This is a genomic window from Parabacteroides sp. APC149_11_2_Y6 (assembly GCF_054506995.1).
In genome coordinates, this window is sequence record NZ_CP173709.1 from 4,517,289 (window position 1) to 4,538,593 (window position 21,305).

The 21,305-nt window shown below is 39.8% G+C and carries 17 protein-coding genes; 15 read left to right on the forward strand and 2 right to left on the reverse strand.

The annotated features are described in order from the left end of the window. Positions 1-2: 2 nt before the first annotated feature. From ACGE0T_RS18610 to ACGE0T_RS18620, 3 genes are all read left to right on the forward strand, one after another. Positions 3-1,157 carry a cytochrome d ubiquinol oxidase subunit II gene (locus ACGE0T_RS18610; RefSeq protein ID WP_459188075.1) on the forward strand — a complete coding sequence of 385 codons (1,155 nt, stop codon included), beginning with the start codon at positions 3-5 and terminating at the stop codon, positions 1,155-1,157. 351 nt (positions 1,158-1,508) lie between these two features. Beyond that, complete coding sequence (locus ACGE0T_RS18615) at positions 1,509-2,423, forward strand: ribonuclease Z (RefSeq protein WP_459188076.1); 915 nt, start codon at positions 1,509-1,511, stop codon at positions 2,421-2,423. Positions 2,424-2,716: 293 nt separating this feature from the next. Continuing rightward, the gene (locus ACGE0T_RS18620) at positions 2,717-3,496 is read left to right on the forward strand and encodes a class I SAM-dependent methyltransferase (RefSeq protein ID WP_459188077.1); all 780 of its coding nucleotides are present in this window, start codon (positions 2,717-2,719) and stop codon (positions 3,494-3,496) included. A 294-nt stretch (positions 3,497-3,790) separates the two neighbouring features. Here the strand turns inward: ACGE0T_RS18620 and ACGE0T_RS18625 are convergent, their stop codons facing one another. Both ACGE0T_RS18625 and ACGE0T_RS18630 read right to left on the reverse strand, forming a co-directional pair. Next, positions 3,791-4,858, reverse strand: a complete 1,068-nt coding sequence (locus tag ACGE0T_RS18625) for an NAD(P)H-dependent flavin oxidoreductase (RefSeq protein ID WP_459188078.1) — start codon at positions 4,856-4,858, stop codon at positions 3,791-3,793. Positions 4,859-5,062: 204 nt separating this feature from the next. Beyond that, positions 5,063-5,881 carry a phosphate ABC transporter substrate-binding protein gene (locus ACGE0T_RS18630; RefSeq protein ID WP_459188079.1) on the reverse strand — a complete coding sequence of 273 codons (819 nt, stop codon included), beginning with the start codon at positions 5,879-5,881 and terminating at the stop codon, positions 5,063-5,065. 262 nt (positions 5,882-6,143) lie between these two features. Between ACGE0T_RS18630 and ACGE0T_RS18635 the strand changes: the two genes are divergently transcribed. From ACGE0T_RS18635 to ACGE0T_RS18690, 12 genes are all read left to right on the forward strand, one after another. Next, positions 6,144-8,114: a tetratricopeptide repeat-containing sensor histidine kinase gene (locus ACGE0T_RS18635; RefSeq protein ID WP_459188080.1), complete on the forward strand. Its 1,971-nt coding sequence runs from the start codon at positions 6,144-6,146 to the stop codon at positions 8,112-8,114. 14 nt (positions 8,115-8,128) lie between these two features. Beyond that, positions 8,129-10,087, forward strand: coding sequence for a sensor histidine kinase (locus ACGE0T_RS18640; protein ID WP_459188081.1), 1,959 nt, complete (start codon positions 8,129-8,131; stop codon positions 10,085-10,087). A gap of 212 nt (positions 10,088-10,299) precedes the next feature. Then, the gene (locus ACGE0T_RS18645; RefSeq protein ID WP_459188082.1) at positions 10,300-11,442 is read left to right on the forward strand and encodes a protein-tyrosine phosphatase family protein; all 1,143 of its coding nucleotides are present in this window, start codon (positions 10,300-10,302) and stop codon (positions 11,440-11,442) included. A gap of 22 nt (positions 11,443-11,464) precedes the next feature. Beyond that, positions 11,465-13,330 (forward strand): DNA topoisomerase IV subunit B, encoded by a 1,866-nt coding sequence (locus ACGE0T_RS18650; RefSeq protein WP_459188083.1) that lies wholly within the window; start codon positions 11,465-11,467, stop codon positions 13,328-13,330. Next, complete coding sequence (gene coaD, locus ACGE0T_RS18655; protein WP_459188084.1) at positions 13,317-13,790, forward strand: pantetheine-phosphate adenylyltransferase; 474 nt, start codon at positions 13,317-13,319, stop codon at positions 13,788-13,790. The genes ACGE0T_RS18650 and coaD overlap by 14 nt, the downstream gene beginning before the upstream one ends. Positions 13,791-13,815: 25 nt before the next feature. Further along, entirely contained in the window at positions 13,816-15,408 is a 1,593-nt protein-coding gene (locus ACGE0T_RS18660; protein ID WP_459188085.1) for a S41 family peptidase, read from the forward strand. A gap of 13 nt (positions 15,409-15,421) precedes the next feature. Continuing rightward, positions 15,422-15,952, forward strand: coding sequence for a chromate transporter (locus ACGE0T_RS18665; RefSeq protein ID WP_459188086.1), 531 nt, complete (start codon positions 15,422-15,424; stop codon positions 15,950-15,952). A 2-nt stretch (positions 15,953-15,954) separates the two neighbouring features. Beyond that, complete coding sequence (locus tag ACGE0T_RS18670; protein ID WP_459188087.1) at positions 15,955-16,506, forward strand: chromate transporter; 552 nt, start codon at positions 15,955-15,957, stop codon at positions 16,504-16,506. Between the two features lie 124 nt (positions 16,507-16,630). After that, positions 16,631-17,947 carry a TolC family protein gene (locus ACGE0T_RS18675; protein ID WP_459188088.1) on the forward strand — a complete coding sequence of 439 codons (1,317 nt, stop codon included), beginning with the start codon at positions 16,631-16,633 and terminating at the stop codon, positions 17,945-17,947. Positions 17,948-18,049: 102 nt separating this feature from the next. Further along, positions 18,050-19,279 (forward strand): efflux RND transporter periplasmic adaptor subunit, encoded by a 1,230-nt coding sequence (locus tag ACGE0T_RS18680; protein WP_459188089.1) that lies wholly within the window; start codon positions 18,050-18,052, stop codon positions 19,277-19,279. Between the two features lie 23 nt (positions 19,280-19,302). Beyond that, on the forward strand, positions 19,303-20,043 hold the full coding sequence (locus tag ACGE0T_RS18685) for an ABC transporter ATP-binding protein (RefSeq protein WP_459188090.1): 741 nt from the start codon (positions 19,303-19,305) through the stop codon (positions 20,041-20,043). Between the two features lie 15 nt (positions 20,044-20,058). After that, entirely contained in the window at positions 20,059-21,279 is a 1,221-nt protein-coding gene (locus ACGE0T_RS18690; protein WP_459188091.1) for an ABC transporter permease, read from the forward strand. Positions 21,280-21,305 lie beyond the last annotated feature (26 nt).

The window sequence follows — 21,305 nt, forward strand, 5'->3', positions numbered from 1 at the left end:
TTATGGACAGTACATATATATTATTGCAGCATTACTGGTGGTTTCTGGTTTCTTTACTGGGAGCACTATTGGTATTCCTTCTATTTGTACAAGGAGGACAGTCCTTACTTTTTACTATCGGTAAGACAGAGCTTCAGCAAAAGATGCTTTTAAACTCTACCGGAAGAAAATGGGAGTTTACATTCACAACACTGGTCACCTTCGGAGGTGCTTTCTTTGCCTCTTTTCCTCTGTTTTATTCTACCAGTTTCGGAGGTGCCTATTGGGTATGGATGCTTATCCTGGCATGTTTTGTAATACAAGCCGTTTCCTATGAATACCAGGCTAAGAAAGGGAATTTATTAGGAAAGAAAACCTACCAGGTTTTTCTATTATTAAATGGTATATTGGGGCCGATCTTACTGGGTACAGCAGTAGGCACATTTTTCAACGGGGCTGAATTTGTCGTAAACAAAGCTCAACTAACAGATGTGGCAATGCCTGTTATTTCCACTTGGGCTAATCCTTGGCATGGCTTGGAAGCTGCTTTTGTTTTCTGGAATATTTGCCTGGGGCTTGCCGTCTTTTTCCTTGCACGTATTCAGGCACTCCTCTATTTCATTAATAATATAGATGATAATGAAATCCAAAAAAGAAGCCGGAAGCATTTAATTATCGAAACTGTACTATTCCTCATATTCTTCCTTACATTTTTGGTTCATTTACTGGTAGCTAATGGGTTCGCTGTAAATCCAGATACGGGAGAAATATATATGCAAGCGTTCAAGTATTTCATAAACTTAATTGAAATGCCGCTTGTACTTGTTGTATTGCTTCTTGGTGTCATCGGAGTTCTTTATGGTATTATACGCACAGTCCTCTCACAGACATGGAAAAAAGGAATTTGGTTCTGTGGAACAGGCACGGTACTTACAGTTTTGGCACTCTTACTTTGTGCAGGTTGGAATAATACAGCTTATTACCCGTCTATTGCCGATTTACAGAGCTCACTTACCATTCAGAATAGCTGCTCCAGCCCATTCACGCTAAAAGTGATGAGTTATGTATCTATTTTAATTCCTTTTGTCCTTGCCTATATTTTCTATGCTTGGCGCTCACTGGATTTAAGGAAAATAACATCAAAAGAAATGGAAGAGGGCAAAGGGCATGCGTATTAAAAATAAGCTTTGTCATCAACAGACTATTTACGGGGTGGTTCAAACCGCCCCGTTCCATTAAATAGGGCTTGAATTTGTCCCTACAATACGGGAAATAAAAAAAACGGCGAAGCTCGCGCTTGGCCGTTTCTACATTTAACCGTTTTAAACAAAAAGAAAAAGTTAGTTAAGGCTTAGATGAAAATATCTCAAGTCTTTTCTACTGACTATAAGTTTGCTACCACAAGGACAGCAAACAAATATATGGAATACCTATCACCTAAAGTACACGCTCTTCTGTTTTTTTGTTTTTTTTCACAGAACGCCAGAGCTTTTGTATTATCTTTGCATTGATTTACTCCAATAACACTCATGGCAGATTTTAACATAAATATATTAGGATGCGGCTCTGCATTACCTACAACCCGGCACTTGGCGACTTCACAAGTTATAGATCTACGGGACAAACTATATATGATTGATTGTGGTGAGGGTACACAAGTTCAAATGCGTAAAATGCGTATTCGTTTCAGCCGTCTGAATCACATATTTATCTCTCATCTCCATGGGGACCACTGCTTCGGCTTACCCGGGCTTATCTCTACTTTAGGCATGTTGGGACGAACTGGAGAATTAGTTATACATGGACCGAAAGACGTGGAAACCTATCTGCGTCCAGTGATGGACTTATTTTGTCGCGGACTGGAATTCGATGTTCGCTTCAATTCCATAGACCCTTATAAACATGCTTTGGTGATGGAAGACCGGTCACTTTCCGTCTATTCCATACCATTGAAACACCGTATCCCTACTTGCGGATATTTATTTGCAGAAAAACCCAAAGAAGCACATATCATCCGGGAAATGACAGACTTCTACCAGGTGCCTGTCCGTTGTATGAAAGATATCAAACAAGGACAAGACTTTGTCACTCCGGAGGGAAAAATAATCCCCAATGCCCGGCTTACACGTCCTGCCGCTCCCCCAAAACGCTATGCTTACTGTTCCGATACGGCTTACAGTCCTTCCATAATACCTATTATAGAAGGTGTTGACTTACTTTACCATGAAGCAACCTTTGCCGAATGTGATGCTGCACGTGCAAAAGAAACATTCCATTCCACAGCATGGCAAGCTGCACAAATAGCCAAGCAAGCAAAAGTCAAACAGTTTATGATCGGACACTACTCCGCTCGTTATGAAGATTTAACAGAACTAAAACAAGAAGCAGAAGCTATTTTCCCCGGGACCATCCTTGCCAATGAAGGATTAGTTCTCTCTTTATAAAAAATAAAGTAAGTTTCCGAAACTCAGAAACACTCAAAATACATTTTTATCCGCAATAATTTGTAGCCCAACAAAAGACTACTTATCTTTGCTACATGTTAAACAATCTATTTAAATCGGATTTGGTGTTGTAAACAATCTGTACATCCTGTATAGATTGTCCTTTCGTTTGCTCTCGGATAACTCCTTTCGAGAGTAGTTTTCATGTATTATAATTTTAGTTTTTAATTTGTGTACAATGACAAAAGCATTGTTATGCTTTCGCGTGTATGCTATATACATAAAATAAGAGAATGAATAACGAAAATAAAACAATCCACGGATTCGACGTTAATTTAATCTGCGATTTTTTTACCAATACAGAACGGCAAGGACCCGGAAGTCCCGAAGTAACTATCCAAGCTCTCAGCTTCATCGACAATCTGACAAAGCAATCCCGAATCGCTGACATCGGCTGTGGTACAGGCGGACAAACAATGACACTTGCCAAACATATACAAGGTAAAATTACAGGACTTGACTTTTTCCCCGATTTTATCCATATTTTCAACCAGAATGCAGAAAAGTCTGGCTTACAAAATAAAGTAAAAGGTATAGTCGGCTCAATGGATAACCTTCCTTTTGAAGAAGAAGAGTTAGACCTGATTTGGTCGGAAGGAGCTATTTACAATATCGGCTTCGAACGGGGACTGAATGAGTGGCGTAAATTTTTGAAAACAGGAGGATATATTGCTGTTTCCGAAAGTGTTTGGTTCACTGACGAGCGTCCGGCAGAGATTCATGATTTCTGGATGGGTTTGTATCCTGAAATAGATACGATTCCTCACAAAATAGCCCAGATACAGAAAGCGGGGTATATACCTGTTGCCTCCTTTATTTTACCTACGACTTGTTGGACAGAGCATTATTTTGCCCCACTCGGTAAAGCCCGCAAAATATTTCTTAGTAAGTATGCGGGAAATAAAATAGCCGAAGAACTTATGGCGTTTCAACTCCATGAAGAAAGACTATACCGTAAGTATAAAGATTTTTACGGCTATGTATTTTTCATTGCAAAAAAGATAAAGCTATGATTAATTTAAACAAGTATGGTTGGATGATAAGTTAAACCAACTAAAGGAAAAATCAATATCGAAGCTCATAGAGGAAGTGAAGATGCGTAAAGCAAATCGCTAATCACAATTTAGACAGTGCAGTATTCTTTAGGTAGAATATCTGCACTGTTTTACATTATATTCATACCATAATTATAGTATAAACGATACAATATAAGATATGTAATCAAAAAGCGTATAAAAAAAGTGTTGCAAAAGCTTGTATTACAAAGCTCTTACAACACCTTTCTTCTATTAATTACCAAATAAGCCTTACTCTTTCGCCTTCCATTCGGCGATCAGCTCATTAATTGTTTCTTTTACTGACATAATACGCTGCGTACGCCATGCATTACTTCCGGCAAAAGCATAACCGTTTTCAAAGTTACCCTTAAAAGCATTATACAGAGCCGTAACAATACAATAAGGACTGCGAGAAATATCGCAGGTCTTAATACAGTTAAACGGACAAAGCTTCGGTTGTTTCAATCCATCTTTCACTTTTTGAAGAAAATTGCAATGGATAGCACGTCCCGGCATACCTACAGGACTCTTAATAATTTCAATGTCCTTTTCTTCCGCCTCTATATAAGTTTGCTTAAAGGCTTCGGATGCATCGCATTCCGTTGTTGCTACAAAGCGGGTTCCTAGCTGTACGCCTGATGCTCCAAGGTCTATCATGCGCTTAATATCTTCACCCGTATAAATGCCTCCTGCCGCAATTACCGGGATACTCTTATTGTATTTCTTCTCAAAGATAGAAACTTCCTGTACTACCTGAGGAAGCAGTTCTTCCAAAGAATAGTTGGCATCTTCCAACTGGTTTTCCTTATATCCTAAGTGTCCACCAGCTTTCGGACCTTCCAAAACTACCGCATCCGGAAGATAATCATAATTATTCTTCCATTTTTCACAAATAATACGAACTGCACGTGCACTGGATACGATAGGCACCAGCTTTGTTACGCTATCTTTCTTCAGGAAAGACGGCAAATCAAGAGGCAGTCCGGCACCACTGAAAATAATATCTACCTTTTCTGCAATACTGGTCTTCACCAATTCTGCAAAATCGGATAAGGCAACCATAACGTTTACGCCAATGATTCCTTTTGCTTTTTCACGTGCTCTACGGATTTCCTCTGCCAGTCCTAAATTACCGGCTTCAGTGTAGTTGGAAGATAATTTTTTATATATAAGCCCGAGACCGGCCGCGGAGATAACGCCAATCCCACCTTCATTTGCAACGGCCGAGGCTAAGCCGGAAAGAGAGATACCTACGCCCATCCCACCTTGGATAATAGGGATACGGGCTTTCAGGTCCCCAATTGTTAATGTCTTCATTTAAGTATATGTTTGAAAAATAATCGGGACAAAGGTAGTATAATAAACCAATGTATGTGTAAAACGGACCAATATAATTGCACAAATATTTCAACTCTGTGCATATTAGAGCCAAATACCTTTGTTATAGTAAGTAAATACCCTCATAAACAAAACAGGGCGAAGAAAACTTCGTCCTGCTGATACCTAATTATTAGGTCTGATTTATTTAACCGGAATATAACCAACCTTCTTTACAATTCCTTGCCCCTCAGTAGACAAAACATAATCAATAAAAGGTTTTGCCTTTGCCTCATTCTTTGTTTCATAATAATAGAAAAGAGGGCGGACAATCGGATAAGTCTTGTTTTTAGCATTGGCAAACGAAGGTTCTACATAGCTTTTTCCTGCATCGTAGGAAACATGGATAGGCTTGACATCCTTATTCAAGTAAGCCAATCCGACATAACCGATAGCCCCCTTCGTCTGACTGACAGATTGGATAATAGCTCCGGTTGCCGGCATGCTAAGAATGCCATTCATATAATTTTTATTCTTCAATACACTTTCTTTAAAAAATTCATATGTTCCTGAAGAGGTTTCACGCGAATAAGCCACAATCTTCATATCTGCGCCACCTACTTCTTTCCAGTTCTTAATTTTGCCGGTAAAGATTCCTTCCAATTGCTCACGGGTCAAATTTCCAATTTTATTGGAGGGATGGACAACTACTGCCAGTGCATCGTAAGCTACTACCACTTCTTTTGTATTCTTTTTTGCTTCCTGAAGCTTTACTCTTTCATCAAATTTCATCTTTCTTGAAGACATAGCTATATCGGTAGTTCCATCCATCAATGCAGAGATGCCAACCCCTGAACCACCACCAGTCACCGTTACTTTAGCAGATTGGTTTTTATTCATAAAACTCTCCGCCTCCGACTGTGTAAGAGGTAGGCAGGTATCGCTTCCTTTAATTTTCTGTGCAAACAAATTTGTTGTGAACAAGCTGGCAACCAATACTGCCGCAAAAATTGTCTTTTTCATTTTACTTACTGAATTAATTTTCTTAGTGCAAAGAAAATACACCCATATTTCAACTTCATGAAACAAATATTACAATCCTATGAAATAAGATTTACCTTATATTTCAAGCATTATAATAAAAATAGATAAATAAACCATAACATACTTCATATCTTTTATTACATTTGCGCTTTGAATAGAATAAACAACTATTTTGTCAGGTTTTACAACTTGGTCGATTTTTATAGGGTAAAAAAATAAGGTTGGAATTCAAGGGAAAAACATGAATTTACGCGAAAAATTATTTATTTTCGGGTGGTTGTTTTTCGTTCTTAATACGAACATGGCCCGAAGTCAGGTTGATAGTCTGTCTCATATAAGAGACTATCAGCCCGGTGATTCCATTTGCAATTTGTTATCCCTAAAAAACCAATGCGAAAATCTTAAAGACACTCCTAAAGAACTTCAACTTCTCAATTCCTTGCTGGAAAAATCGATACTTCAAAATGATATTGAACTTCAGGCCTATGCACATCGCAATATCATCCGCTATTATTTTAATGCCCAAGATCTGGAAAACATAGAAAAAGCATTCCATCCAGCACGCATATTCTTTAAAGAGCACAAGTTGTACAACTATTTATTTGATACGGAAGCTATGCTTATAGCGACCTATACCAAATGCAATGAATTTGAAATAGCGCGGGTGAAAGGACAAAAGATGCTCTATAATGCAGAAAAGCTAAGAAATAATGATGGCAAGATTTCCGCATGCTATACTTTAGCATATGCAGACTATGCATCCGGCAGATACAAAAAAGCCATATTCCGAAGCCGACAAGGATTAGAGCTTCTTCAAGGACAGAAAGACAGGCATATGGACCACATGGAATTCTATTTCATACTCGCCGAAACCTATTTTTCTTTGAAAGAAAAAGACTCTGTCCAAATATATGTTGATTCTGTCCAGCATCAATTAATCGATTATCAGAAAGTACATCCGGAAAAACCGGAACACTATTTTTATTTTTACTGGCAATGGGTATACACACGCTATGCCACATTAAGTTTACAACAGGATAATCTGCAAAATGCAAAATCATATCTGGAAAAAGCGGAGAAGTACACAAAATATAATATATACAACATTTACATGGATTTGTTATATTTCACCTGGTCTGATTATTACCTTGCTTGCAAAAATTATAATAAAGCAATTGAATATCTGGATAAAGGCATACAATGTCTCTCGGAGGAAGAAAAAGGAGCGGATATTCTTACAAAACGGGCAATAATATACCACGAAAAAGGTGACAGCCTATTAGCCACAGACATTATTGAGAAAAGTATTCTGGTTGCAGACTCTATCAATAAAATCCGTTTTATGAACCAATCTAAACAAATGCATGCTATTTACAACATTTCCCTCCTTGAAGAGGAAGGAAAAGAACAAGCTATTATGGTTCGTACACAAGTGGCATTGATACTTTTACTGTGCATATCTGTTTTGATACTCGGTTTTTGCCTGTACCGTTTCATACGGATGAAACGTCAAATTGCAATTGCGGCCAAGAATGCTCAGAAGGCCAATGATAATACATCTATCTTTCTTACCAATTTAAGCAATGAAATCCGGCTCTTTTTTACTGAAATCGGAAATTTGTCAGAAGCACTCATCACAGAACATGAAACTGGAAAAAGAACGCAATACGCCATGGAACTGGACCGTCGCAATGAAAAAGCCCAGCAAGTAATATTTGATATTCTTGATGTTTCAAAAATCGAATCCGACAGAATGCAGTTTCATTACGAACCGGTAGATATAGGCGGTCTGATAAGTGAAGTATATAGTTCACTTATCCATCTCATTCCCGAAAATGTCAAGGTCCAGGTAAAACCAGGGCCGGAAATTACAATCACTACAGACTCGCTACGATTAAGCCAAGCGATAAAAAACCTGACAAGTCATATTATTACTCACACAAAAGGGGGAAAGGTTGATTTAGGATACGAAGTTGTAAAAGAAGGTATACTATTTTTCATTTCTGCAGAAAAATGGATCATATCCAAACAAGAATATGCACTTCTTTTCGACCGTTTGGAACAGACTTCCGGCAAACTGGAAGAAATGAAACTTGAAATGATAATAAGCAAGGGGCTTATTACTAAAATGGGTGGAAAATTATTTTTCCATACAACTCCAACTCAAGGAGGACGGATTGAGTTTATTTTACCAATATCTTCCCAGATATAAAACGATAGCAACAAATGAAATTATTTCTATACATAATATTGCTTTCATCCACATTTTTCCAGATAAGCCTGTTATCTGCTAAATCTAATCGTACCCCTGAAATCCTCAAAACGTCAAATAAAAAACTGCTGCAACTACATACAAATATCTTAAATGCAAATACCATGTCCAAAGAATATAAAGCGATAGAGGTATTGCATAAAGAAGCGGTAAAAGAAAATGAACCGTTTTTTGAAACACTGTCATATTACTATTTCGTTCGTTACTACCGTCTAAACTATAACATTGAAAAGACAATCTTTTGGTTGAACAAATTGGATTCAATCTCAAGTCTACAAAATTGCAACATCTATGCATACGAAGGCCATAAGTCATTAACTGAACTGTATTGTGTGCATGGGGATTTAGGATTGGCTATGCTCGAAGCCCAGAAAATGAATGATGCGAAAGTATTACTCGATTGCCCGCTTTCCTCTATCATTACGCAAAACACATTAGCTATTGTTTATATATCTACCGGACAATACTCAGAAGCCAAACAAACGCTACAAAATATTTTATCACAATATTCCTCGAAAGAAAAAAATATTTTCCTTCAAACGACTTTACTGTTATCGATTAAAACAGATTTACTCCTTAAAGATTCGAATTCCGTAGAATACGATCTGCAGCTATTACAAGCATCATTGGAAAGTGAGCTTCCAGACCCATTTCTTATTAATTCCATCAGAAAACGCGATATACAGGTCCGGCTCCATACATATATTATAGAAAACAGTATACAAAAGGGCGACTATTCTTCGGCTCTAAAATACCTGAAAGAAATAGAGCACTGGAGTGATTCCACAAATTACATAGAATACCAAATCATGTATCATGACGAACATGCCAAATATAATATAGCAACAAAACAGTTAGGTAAGGCATTGGAAGAATTGGATAAAGAAATTGCTCTTTTAAATTGCGTTTCTGATTTTTCTTTATTCATCCTGGGACAAAAAGCACAAATCCTGAAACAAATAGGACTTTACAATGAAGCCTTCAATTCTTATTTGCAACTGACACAACTACAGGACTCTATTGCAGGAGAACGATATATTCACCAAATCAACCGTTTCAAAGCAGAACAGGAAGCAAAGCAAAAACAGAGTCGGAATAATCAATTAAAAGAAAAGTCACTTTCTTTATATAAATTGGCATTCTGCTTATTTGCATTCTGTATTTTCCTTGTCATCTTAATCTTGATAAACAAAAACTTAAAAAGGAAGCTGCAATCCGCCAAAGACCATTCTGAACATCTGGATCAGCTTAAATCCGCATTTCTGGCAAACATGAATCATGAAATCAGAAATCCTCTCAATGCAATTGCCGGATTTTCTAAATTACTGGCAGAAGAGGAAGACCCTGAAACTTGTGAACAATACATCAATATCATAAAAAACAATAATGGGTTACTGGTTAATCTGCTTAATGATGTATTGGATATTTCACAAATTGAATCCGACACGATTACATTCTCCTATTCGGATGTTCATATTCCAACATTAATGGATGAATTATACCAGTCTACCAAACTTCAAATAGAAGCAGGCGTCGAACTCATTAAAGAAGAAGGAGTCGATCTATATCTATATACAGACAAGAACCGCTTGATTCAAATTCTGTCAAATTTGCTTTCTAATGCAATTAAACATACCAAAGAAGGCCAAATCACATTTGGGTATGACCTACATAAACCGGATAAAATCCGCTTCTATGTAAAAGACACTGGAGAAGGAATTCCTGAAAATCTTCAAAAAGAAATTTTTAAACGTTTCATACAAGCCGTAGAAACCCATACCAAAGGTGTGGGCTTGGGACTTGCTTTATGCAAAGGCTTCATAGAACATTTAGGAGGGGAAATAGGAGTGGATTCTGCTGTAGGGAAAGGTTCAACCTTCTGGTTCACACTACCATACAGCAAACCAGAATAATCGAAACCGGACTTTTGAGCCCGGCGTTACAATACTGAAGTAAAAAAATAAAATCGAGATTAATCTTTAAAGCAAGGTTCTCTCCTGTCCTTCAAAGGGATAGACTCTTTTCTTTTTTTCGTACAAGTCATTACTTCAAAAAGGATAGCTCCTGATTTCCTTTTCATTATAATGAAATATTATGTAACTTTGCAATTCAAACGAAACATCCAATGAGCGTAATAATAAAAGAAGTTACTAGTAGGAAGGAACTCAAACAGTTCGTAAAGTTCAACATTGAATTATATAAAAACAATCCATACCATGTACCAGGTCTGATAGAAGAAGAGATGGTTACATTGGATAAGAAAAAGAATCCGGCATTCGAAGTTTGTGAAGCCATCTATTTTCTTGCCTATAAAGACGGAAAAGTAGTTGGACGTATTGCCGGTATGATTAATCGTCCGAGTAATGAAGTCTGGAAACAGAAACGTGCACGTTTCGGATTTGTTGATTTTATAGATGACAATGAAGTGGTAGATGGTTTATTCGGAGCTGTTGAAAAGTGGGCACGTGAAAAAGGGATGGATGAAATCCACGGACCGATGGGATTCACCGATATGGACCATGAAGGTATGTTAGTTGAAGGTTTCGACCAGTTAGGTACGATGGCTACTATTTACAACTTCCCCTACTATCCACAACAGGTAGAACGTATTGGATATGCCAAAGACCTGGATTGGCATGAATTTAAAATATATGTGCCGGATGGTATTCCTGAAAAACACCAACGCATCGGCGACATCGTAAAAAAGAAATACGGCCTGAAGGTAATGAAATTCAAAAACGCTAAAGAAATCATGCCGTATGCCAGACCTGTATTTCATACATTAAATGCAGGATTTGCTCCATTATACGGATTTGCTCCGCTTACGGAAAAACAGATTGACTATTATATCAATATGTACATTCCGATGCTGAACTTTGATTTGGTTACTCTCATTGTTCGTGAGGAAGATGACGCAGTGGTAGGCTTCGGTATCACTCTACCCAGTTTGTCAAAAGCGTTGCAAAAGGCGAAAGGGCACCTTTTCCCATTTGGATGGATTTATTTGCTAAAGGCATTGAAAAGCAAACCTAAAATTGCAGATTTCTATCTAATGGCCGTTTTACCCGAATATCAAAGCAAAGGGGTCAATGCTCTACTTTTCAACGATTTAATTCCAATATACAAAAAACTCGGCATCCTCTATGCTGAAAGTAATCCGGAGTTGGAAACCAACAATGCCGTACAGGCACAATGGGATTATTTCAAACGGGAACATCACAAAACAAGAAGAGCTTTTGTTAAGAGCTTAACTACAGATAATAAATAATCAATAATAGACCAATATTTTTATGGATGAATTGAATTCAACAATGCAACAACCGACAGCGTATAACGACGATGATATCAAAACGCTGGATTGGATGGAACATATCCGTCGGCGTCCCGGTATGTACATCGGGAAATTGGGAGACGGTAGTTATCCGGACGATGGTATATACGTATTGCTGAAAGAAGTTCTGGATAACTCCATTGATGAATACATGATGGGGTATGGCAAAACCATAGAAGTAGTGGTTGAAGAAGGAACGGTTTCCGTACGCGACTACGGACGAGGAGTCCCACTGGGGAAAGTTGTGGACGTTTCCAGCAAAATGAATACAGGTGCCAAGTATGACAGCAAAGCCTTTAAAAAATCGGTCGGACTGAATGGAGTAGGTATCAAAGCTGTAAACGCACTAAGTAGTTATTTCCTGATCACCAGCCATCGCGATGGCGAATGTAAACGCGTGGAATACAGCAAAGCCATTATCACGGAAGAATCCCCAATAGTTCCTACCGATGAACCCAATGGTACACTTACTTATTTTATTCCCGATAAAGAGATATTCAAAGATTATCTATACAAAGATGAATACATTGAAAGTCTCCTGAAAAATTATGTTTTCCTGAACTCGGGACTTACCATCCTGTATAATGGAAAGAAATTTCATTCCCGGAATGGCCTGGTCGATCTGTTGAATGAAAATATGACGACCGAACCTTTATATCCGATTATCCATCTTAAGGGAGAAGATATTGAAGTTGTTATCACACATAGTAACCAGTATGGCGAAGAATACTATTCATTCGTCAACGGTCAACATACAACACAGGGAGGAACTCACCTTTCCGCATTTCGTGAAGCTCTGGGGCGGGTTATCAAGGAATATTACAATAAAAACTTCGAATATTCCGATATACGTGCCGGAATTGTAGCCGCAATTAGCATAAAGGTTGAAGAACCGGTATTTGAGAGCCAGACAAAAACGAAATTAGGATCAAAAGATATGGGGCCGGATGGTCCTTCCGTTGGTAAATTTATCGGAGACTTTATCAAGAAAGAACTCGATAACTACTTACATAAAAATGCAGATACCTCCGAAGCCCTTTTACGTAAAATTTTGGAGGCAGAAAAAGAACGTAAAGCAATTGCCGGTGTGACCAAGCTTGCGCGCGAACGTGCTAAAAAAGCAAACCTGCATAACAGGAAATTACGCGACTGCCGTATCCACCTGAATGACCCGAAAGGCGAAAGACTGGAAGATAGTTGTATTTTCATTACCGAAGGAGACTCTGCAAGTGGTTCCATCACTAAAAGCCGGGACCCGAATTTTCAGGCGGTATTCAGCCTTCGTGGTAAACCGTTGAACAGTTACGGGCTGACTAAAAAAATTGTTTATGAAAACGAAGAATTCAATCTGCTGCAAGCAGCATTAAATATAGAAGACGGTCTGGAAGGATTACGTTACAATAAAGTAATTATCGCTACCGATGCCGATGTGGATGGTATGCATATCCGTTTGCTTTTGATTACCTTCTTCCTGCAGTTTTTCCCTGACCTGATCAAACGGAATCATGTATATATCCTGCAAACCCCACTTTTCCGTGTACGTAACAAACAAAAAACCTTTTATTGTTACACCGAAGAAGAAAGGCTTGCTGCTATCGAAGCTGTAGGGAAAAATGCTGAAATCACCCGATTCAAAGGGTTAGGAGAAATATCACCGGACGAATTCAAACATTTTATCGGCAAGGACATACGTTTAGACCCGGTAACAATGAAAAAAGAAGACCTGGTAAAAGATATGTTAGAGTTCTACATGGGCAAAAATACCATGGAACGTCAAAACTTTATTATTGATAATCTAGTTGTAGAAGAAGATGTCGTTGACTGAAAATAAGCGGATAGCACTTTTTCCGGGGACATTCGATCCCTTTACCATCGGACACCAGTCGCTGGTTAGCCGTGGATTAAACCTTGTAGATGAAATTATTATCTCGATAGGTATAAATGACAAAAAGCAAACTTATTTCACTTTAGAAAAACGTTTGGATGCTATCCGCCAACTGTATAAAGACGAACCGCGAGTAAAAGTTATGTCGTACGATTCACTCACTGTCGATTTTGCAGAACTGGTTAATGCCAAATTTATTTTACGTGGTATACGCACGGTGAATGACTTCGAATATGAAAAGAGTATAGCTGATGTAAACCGTAAACTGAGTAATATTGAAACTTTCATTCTTTTCACAGAACCCGAACATACCCATATCAGTTCAAGTATTGTACGCGAACTGCTGAGGTATGGGAAAGACATCTCCCTGTTTGTCCCCAAAGGAACAAACTTGTATTGATACACCAATAAATTATTGAGTAAAAATGAAACGAATTATTTTGCCTCTTTTTATGCTGAGCGTTTTCATCTTTTCAGCGATGGGACAAAGAGGAAACAGTCTGGATGCTCGTAAGCTCCAGTTGGCATTGTATGCTATCTCCAACCTATATGTAGACTCTACCAGTGAACCTAAATTAGTAGAAGATGCCATTGTAGGCATGCTTGAAAAGCTGGATCCTCACTCTACCTATACAGATCCGGAAGAAACGAAAGAAATGACAGAGCCGCTACAAGGGAACTTCGATGGAATAGGTATCCAGTTCAATATGCTGACCGATACATTATACGTCATTCAAGTAATACCGGGCGGACCTTCCGAAAAAGTAGGTTTGATAGCAGGCGACCGTATCATTATGGTTGACGATACCCTGATTGCCGGTGTAAAAATGAAAAATACCGATATCATCAAGCGCTTGCGAGGTCCTAAAGGTACGGAAGTCCGCGTAAAAGTATTACGTAATAATACTCCGGAACTGATTGATTTTAAAATTATCCGTGGGAAAATACCGGTATATAGCCTTGATGCCGCTTATATGGCAGATAAGAAAACCGGTTATATAAAATTAAATAGGTTTGCAGCTTCTTCTGCCGATGAATTTCGTGAAGCTTTGGAGAAACTGAAAAAGCAGGGTATGGAAAACCTCATCCTCGACCTACAGGGCAACGGAGGAGGCTATCTGAATATCGCAATAGAAATTGCCGACGAATTTTTAGCTAAAGATAAACTGATTGTATACACCGAAGGAAACAAGCAGCCACGCGAAGAAGCCAAATCTACTGCAAAAGGGAACTTTGAAGAAGGACGTTTAATCGTATTAGTAGACGAAACGTCTGCTTCTGCAAGCGAAATCCTGTCCGGAGCCGTACAGGATTGGGATCGTGGTGTTATTATCGGACGCCGTACCTTTGGTAAAGGACTGGTACAAAAGCCTATTCCTCTACCCGATGGTTCAATGATTCGCCTGACTGTTTCCCGCTATTACACACCGACAGGACGTTCTATCCAAAAACCCTATACAAACGGAGGACAGGAACAATATAATCACGACCTGATAGACCGTTACAACCGTGGCGAACTTATGAGTGCGGACAGCATTCATTTCCCCGACTCTATGAAATACAATACGCTTGTAACAAAACGCGTCGTTTATGGTGGAGGAGGCATCATGCCTGATGTATTTATTCCGGTGGATACTACCCGCTATACGGATTATCACCGTAGAATTGTAGCAACCGGACTGGTAAACAGGGTTGCCATGAACTATCTGGATAAACATCGTAACGAACTAAACAAAAAATATCCGAAATTCATCCAATACAAGCAGAATTTCCAAGTGAACGATGACATAATGAAAGAGCTGCTTGCTTTGGCGGACGAAGAAAAAATCCCGTTCAAAGAGGATGAATATAACCGCTCTAAACCGCTTATCATGCTTCAGATTAAAGCTCTTATCGCCCGCGATCTGTATGAGATGAGCGAATATTTCCAAATAATCAACGACGAGAACGAAAGTTTAAAAGAAGCGCTTCGTATTATTAACAACGAAAAACTTTATCAGAAAGACTTAGGCAAATAAAAACAAAAAGCTTATGTACTGGACACTTTTCCTTACATTCGTTAAGATAGGAACCTTCACTATCGGAGGTGGATATGCGATGCTTCCGCTTATACAGCGGGAGGTCGTGGACAAAGGCTGGCTATCGAAAGAAGATTTCATCGACTTATTTTCCGTAGCACAGTCATTGCCGGGTATTTTTGCTGTTAATATTTCAATTTTCGTAGGCTATAAGCTTAAAAAAGTACCCGGAGGTATTGTTTGTGCCTTGGGAAGCATTCTTCCCTCCTTCTTTATTATGCTGGCAATTGCCTTGTTTTTCACCCATGTAAAAGATAATATTTGGGTAGAAAAAGCGTTTAAAGGGCTTCGCCCGGCAGTAGTGGCTTTAATTGTCGTTCCCTGTATCACTACGGCACGTTCCATAAAAATGAGTTATAAGGAGCTGATTATACCGATTGCCGCAGCCTTACTTATCTGGCAAGGAGGAATATCTCCGGTATGGATTATTCTGGCTGCTATTATCGGAGGACTTATTTATGGACTTAAAATAAAGAAATTCTAATCATGATTTGGCTTCAATTATTATATGTATACCTGAAAATCGGAGTTTTTGGCTTTGGAGGAGGATATGCCATGCTCTCCCTGATACAATCAGACGTGGTAGACCGTTATCAATGGATATCTCTCCAGGAATTTACAGACATTGTTGCAATTTCGCAGATGACACCGGGACCTATCGGTATCAATAGTGCAACTTATATCGGATACACGGCTATCCATAATGCCGGATACTCTCCGGCTATCTCCATATTGGGCTCTGTTCTTACTACAACCGCAGTCTGCCTGCCCTCTTTCCTCCTGGTATTGGCTATTTCTTATGCTTTTGCAAAATTCAGGAATAATAAATATGTAGCTGCCGCTTTTTACGGGCTACGCCCGGCGACAGTCGGTTTGATTGCCGCCGCTGCTCTGTTATTGATGAATAGTGAAAACTTCATCGATTACAAAAGCTTTCTCATTTTCGGAGCGGCATTTATCCTTACATGGAAATTCAAACTACATCCTATCCTGATGATTTTCCTCGCAGGATTCGCCGGAATACTCCTTTACTGGTAAATCCTTCTGTCGGTTAAAATACACCATTCGTCGAGGAAAACCGGCTCTGTTTCTAATCCGGTTGGATACGCTTTAAATGAGTAGTAGTTTTGCTTCTGTAAAAAGATTGCAAAACGAAATTATTATGAAACGTATCTATACAATTATCATTCTGTCGATGCTGCTGCTTCCTCTAACAATGAAGGCACAAGACACCACCGTATGGACACTTCGCTCCTGCCTGGATTATGCACTGGAACATAATATCCAACTCAAAAAAAGCAAAATTACGCGTTTATCCGGTCTGGAAGATACAGAACTGGCAAAAGCCCAGTTATTCCCGTCTCTTTCAGCTTCGGTAACACAAGGGTTTGTGAATTATCCCTCCAAAGAAGCTGTCAGTAACAACAGTTATTCCGGCAATTACAGTGTAAATGCCAACTGGAAATTATTTGATGGAAATAAACGTGTCAATGCTATCAAGCAACAAAAAATCCAGAACGAAGTTGATGAACTGAATGTAGAACAGAATGAAGACGATATCCAGATTGCCATCGTACAAAATTATATGCAGGTGCTATACGCAACCGAGGCTGTCCGCATCAATAAAAACACGGTAGAAGTATCCGAAGCTCAATGTAACCGGGCTGCCGAATTACTAAAAGTCGGTTCCATATCAAAAGTAGACCTCGCACAACTACAGAGCCAGCTCAGCACAGATAAATACCAGTTAGTTGTAGCACAAACCAATCTGGACAACTATAAACTGCAACTTAAACAATTACTCGAACTCGATATTACCGAAGATATAAAAGTTGCCATACCGGAACTGACAGAGAAAGACGTGATGGTTCCCTTACCCGACAAACAGACGATTTACAATACATCTCTGGCTGTTATGCCTCAGATAAGAAGTAGTCAGTTAAACATTGATATCGCCAACCTCGAAACTAAAAAGGCACGTGCGGGTTATTTGCCATCCTTGTCCTTAAATGCCGGCATAGGAACCGGACACCTGTCAGGCACAGACTATGCATTCGGTAGCCAGATTTGGAATAAGTTCAACGAAAGTATCGGCCTTACATTAAGTATTCCAATCTTCAGTAACCGGGAAAATAAAACAGCATTGAACAAAGCCCGTTTGGCCGTAACGACGAGCCAACTCGAATTAATAAACAGCCAGAAAGAACTACTAAAAATAGTAGAGGGAATTTATCTGGATGCTACTTCTTCCCAGACGCAATACACATCTGCGACAGAACGTCTCGATTATGTGAACCAGAGTTATAGCCTTGTACAAGAGCAATTTTTCCTCGGATTAAAAAACACAGTGGAATTACTGACCGAAAAAAACAACTTGCTGACAGCCCAACAGGAAGAGTTACAGTCCAAGTATATGGCGATAATGAGTATACAACTATTAAATATATACCAAAAGAAACCTTTAGAAGGAAACTACTAATGAATTTATATTCACTCTCTTTTTGTTTAGCTCTCTCCGGTTTATTCCGGAGGAGCTTCCAAAAGGTAAAAGTTCTCAACTGGAATAAAAAAGCATAACAATATGAAGAAAAAGCATCTAATCATCGGAATTGTAGCCGTTGTAGTAATTGCAGGAGGTTTCTTCCTCTTATCCGGCAAGTCCTCCAAAGGAAGCATACGGCTTGAGACAGAAAAAGTAAGCCGGCATTCGATTTCCAATACAGTAACGGCAACAGGAACAGTGGAACCTGTTACCGAAGTGGAAGTAGGTACCCAGGTATCCGGTATCATCGACAAATTATATGCAGATTACAATGATGTGGTGAAAGCGGGCCAGCTTATTGCAGAAATGGATAAAGTAAATCTGAAAGCCGAATTAGCTTCCGCACAGGCACAGCTGGCAAGCAGCAAGACCGAATTTGAATATCAGCAAAAGAATTATGCCAGAAACAAAGTGCTTCACGAAAAACAACTGATAAGCGATTACGATTACGAAACGGCTACCTACACTTACGAGAAAGCCAAAGCTGCTTACGACCAGGCACAAGCATCTATGGTAAAAGTAAACCGTAATCTGGAATATGCAACTATTACCAGCCCGATAGACGGAGTTGTCATCAACCGTGCCGTAGAAGAAGGACAGACAGTTGCAGCCGGTTTCGAAACCCCGACACTGTTTACGATTGCCGCCGATCTTACGCAAATGCAGGTGATTGCCGATGTGGATGAAGCAGATATAGGCAATGTTGAGGATGGACAACGTGTCAGCTTCACAGTAGATGCTTATCCCAATGATGTATTTGAAGGAAAAGTAAAACAAATTCGTTTGGGAGACAGCTCTTCTTCCAGTTCAAGTAGTTCAAGCACTTCTTCCAGCTCAACGGTTGTTACCTACGAGGTTGTCATTAGTGCCAACAATCCGGATTTAAAATTGAAACCCCGTTTAACAGCAAACGTTACCATCTATACGCTGGAACGTGAAAACGTACTTGTCGTTCCAACCAAAGCACTGCGTTTCATTGCTGATGAAAGCATGTTGGCGCCAATCGGCTATACGGTAAAAAATGCATCGGAAGAGGCTCCATCCGGAAAACGCCTGATATGGCAACGTATAGGGCAAACACTGGAACCAAAACTCATCACTGTTGGTACAGCCAGCGGAAGTATGACAGAAGTAACGGATGGATTAAATGAAGGAGATGAAATTGTTGTGGACCTTGCATCCGCCCCCACAGAACAAGTAAAAAATAATGCGGAACAAAGTCCTTTCATGCCGACACCTCCGGGTGGAAATAAGAAGAAAAGTAAATAGTAATCCGACTATTACCACTGAATATGAAAGAGATCATTAAATTAGATAATATCAAGCGTGATTTCCAGGTAGGAGAAGAAACGGTACATGCACTACGTGGCGTATCATTCACCATCTATGAGGGGGAATTCGTCACCATCATGGGAACCTCCGGTTCCGGAAAAAGTACGTTGCTGAATACGCTGGGCTGCCTTGATACTCCAACATCCGGAGAATATTACCTGGATGGAGTATCAGTCCGCACCATGGGAAAGAATGCCCGTGCTACTTTGCGCAACCGGAAGATCGGTTTCGTCTTCCAGAGTTACAACCTGCTACCGAAAACAACAGCAGTGGAGAATGTTGAATTACCATTGATGTATAATCCGTCATTTAGCGCTGCAGCCCGCAGGGAAAAAGCGACAAATGCATTGATTGCCGTAGGTCTTGGCGACCGATTGATGCATAAAAGTAACCAAATGTCAGGAGGACAAATGCAACGAGTTGCAATTGCCCGCGCTCTGGTAAACGACCCGGCTGTTATCCTTGCCGATGAGGCAACCGGTAACCTTGATACCCGTACATCTTTTGAGATTCTGGTACTTTTCCAGAGACTCCATGCAGAAGGACGTACCATCATCTTCGTTACCCATAACCCGGAGATTGCCCAATACAGCAGTCGTAATATTACTCTACGCGACGGCCACGTAATAACAGATATGGTAAACAACCAGATACTTAATGCAGCGGAGGCCTTGGCAAAGCTGCCCAAAAATGACGACTAAAGTAAGGAGTATATTATGAATGGAACGAACTTAATCAAAATAGCCCTTCGCGCACTTGCCAATAATAAGCTGCGCGGTTTCCTTACCATGCTTGGTATTATTATCGGAGTTGCCTCTGTAATCACGATGCTTGCCATCGGCCAGGGCTCTAAGAAAAGCATACAGGCACAAATCAGTGAAATGGGCTCGAATATGATTATGATACATCCGGGAGGAGACATGCGGGGTGGTGTACGCCAGGATGCCTCATCCATGGAAACACTGAAATTAGAAGATTATCAAAACATTATGGATGAGACACGCTATATATCAGCAGTTTCTCCATCGGTAAACAGTAGTGGTCAGGCCATCTATGCCAACAACAATACCCCGACAACGGTATACGGAGTAAGTCCTGATTATCTGGATATACGCCGTTACAAAGTTCAGGATGGCGAAATGTTCGACGAACAGGAGATACAAACAGCCGCCAAGGTATGCGTAGTGGGAAAAACTGTTGTCGATAATCTTTTTACAAACGGAGAGAACCCGGTAGGCAAAGTAATACGTTTCCAGAAACTGCCGTTCCGCATCATTGGAGTACTGGAAAGCAAAGGATATAACAGTATGGGAATGGACCAGGACGACCTAATATTAGCTCCATACACAACTATTCAAAAAAAGGTCCTGGCCATTACCCATCTGCAAAGCATTACCTGTTCGGCTCTCAAGGAAGAGTATACAGACCAGGCCATTGACGAGATTACTGAAATACTTCGCCGCAACCACAAGTTGAAAGATAGCGATGATGACGACTTTACCATTCGTAGCCAGCAAGAGCTGAGTACGATGTTAACAAGTACGACAGACATGATGACTGTGTTGTTGGCGGCTGTGGCGGGTATTTCACTCCTCGTTGGAGGTATCGGGATTATGAATATCATGTACGTCAGTGTAACGGAACGTACCCGTGAAATCGGACTACGCATGAGTATCGGAGCAAAAGGAATCGACATCCTTGCCCAGTTCCTGATCGAATCTATTCTTATTAGTGTGACCGGAGGGTTGATTGGTGTTATATTGGGAGTGGGAGCGGCATTAGTTGTCAACATTGTTGCGCATTTCCCCATATTTATCCAACCATGGAGCGTGTTCCTGTCATTCGCAGTATGTACCGTAACCGGAGTATTCTTTGGATGGTACCCCGCCAAAAAAGCTGCGCAACTTGATCCTATAGAAGCCATACGGTATGAATAACCGGTAATTTATTATCTTTGTAAATA

Coding starts and splice junctions, on each gene's coding strand:
- ACGE0T_RS18610 (WP_459188075.1), top strand. CDS start 3: ATGGACAGTACATATATATTATTGCAGCATTACTGGTGGTTTCTGGTT.
- ACGE0T_RS18615 (WP_459188076.1), top strand. CDS start 1,509: ATGGCAGATTTTAACATAAATATATTAGGATGCGGCTCTGCATTACCT.
- ACGE0T_RS18620 (WP_459188077.1), top strand. CDS start 2,717: ATGAATAACGAAAATAAAACAATCCACGGATTCGACGTTAATTTAATC.
- ACGE0T_RS18625 (WP_459188078.1), bottom strand. CDS start 4,858: ATGAAGACATTAACAATTGGGGACCTGAAAGCCCGTATCCCTATTATC.
- ACGE0T_RS18630 (WP_459188079.1), bottom strand. CDS start 5,881: ATGAAAAAGACAATTTTTGCGGCAGTATTGGTTGCCAGCTTGTTCACA.
- ACGE0T_RS18635 (WP_459188080.1), top strand. CDS start 6,144: ATGAATTTACGCGAAAAATTATTTATTTTCGGGTGGTTGTTTTTCGTT.
- ACGE0T_RS18640 (WP_459188081.1), top strand. CDS start 8,129: ATGAAATTATTTCTATACATAATATTGCTTTCATCCACATTTTTCCAG.
- ACGE0T_RS18645 (WP_459188082.1), top strand. CDS start 10,300: ATGAGCGTAATAATAAAAGAAGTTACTAGTAGGAAGGAACTCAAACAG.
- ACGE0T_RS18650 (WP_459188083.1), top strand. CDS start 11,465: ATGGATGAATTGAATTCAACAATGCAACAACCGACAGCGTATAACGAC.
- coaD (WP_459188084.1), top strand. CDS start 13,317: ATGTCGTTGACTGAAAATAAGCGGATAGCACTTTTTCCGGGGACATTC.
- ACGE0T_RS18660 (WP_459188085.1), top strand. CDS start 13,816: ATGAAACGAATTATTTTGCCTCTTTTTATGCTGAGCGTTTTCATCTTT.
- ACGE0T_RS18665 (WP_459188086.1), top strand. CDS start 15,422: ATGTACTGGACACTTTTCCTTACATTCGTTAAGATAGGAACCTTCACT.
- ACGE0T_RS18670 (WP_459188087.1), top strand. CDS start 15,955: ATGATTTGGCTTCAATTATTATATGTATACCTGAAAATCGGAGTTTTT.
- ACGE0T_RS18675 (WP_459188088.1), top strand. CDS start 16,631: ATGAAACGTATCTATACAATTATCATTCTGTCGATGCTGCTGCTTCCT.
- ACGE0T_RS18680 (WP_459188089.1), top strand. CDS start 18,050: ATGAAGAAAAAGCATCTAATCATCGGAATTGTAGCCGTTGTAGTAATT.
- ACGE0T_RS18685 (WP_459188090.1), top strand. CDS start 19,303: ATGAAAGAGATCATTAAATTAGATAATATCAAGCGTGATTTCCAGGTA.
- ACGE0T_RS18690 (WP_459188091.1), top strand. CDS start 20,059: ATGAATGGAACGAACTTAATCAAAATAGCCCTTCGCGCACTTGCCAAT.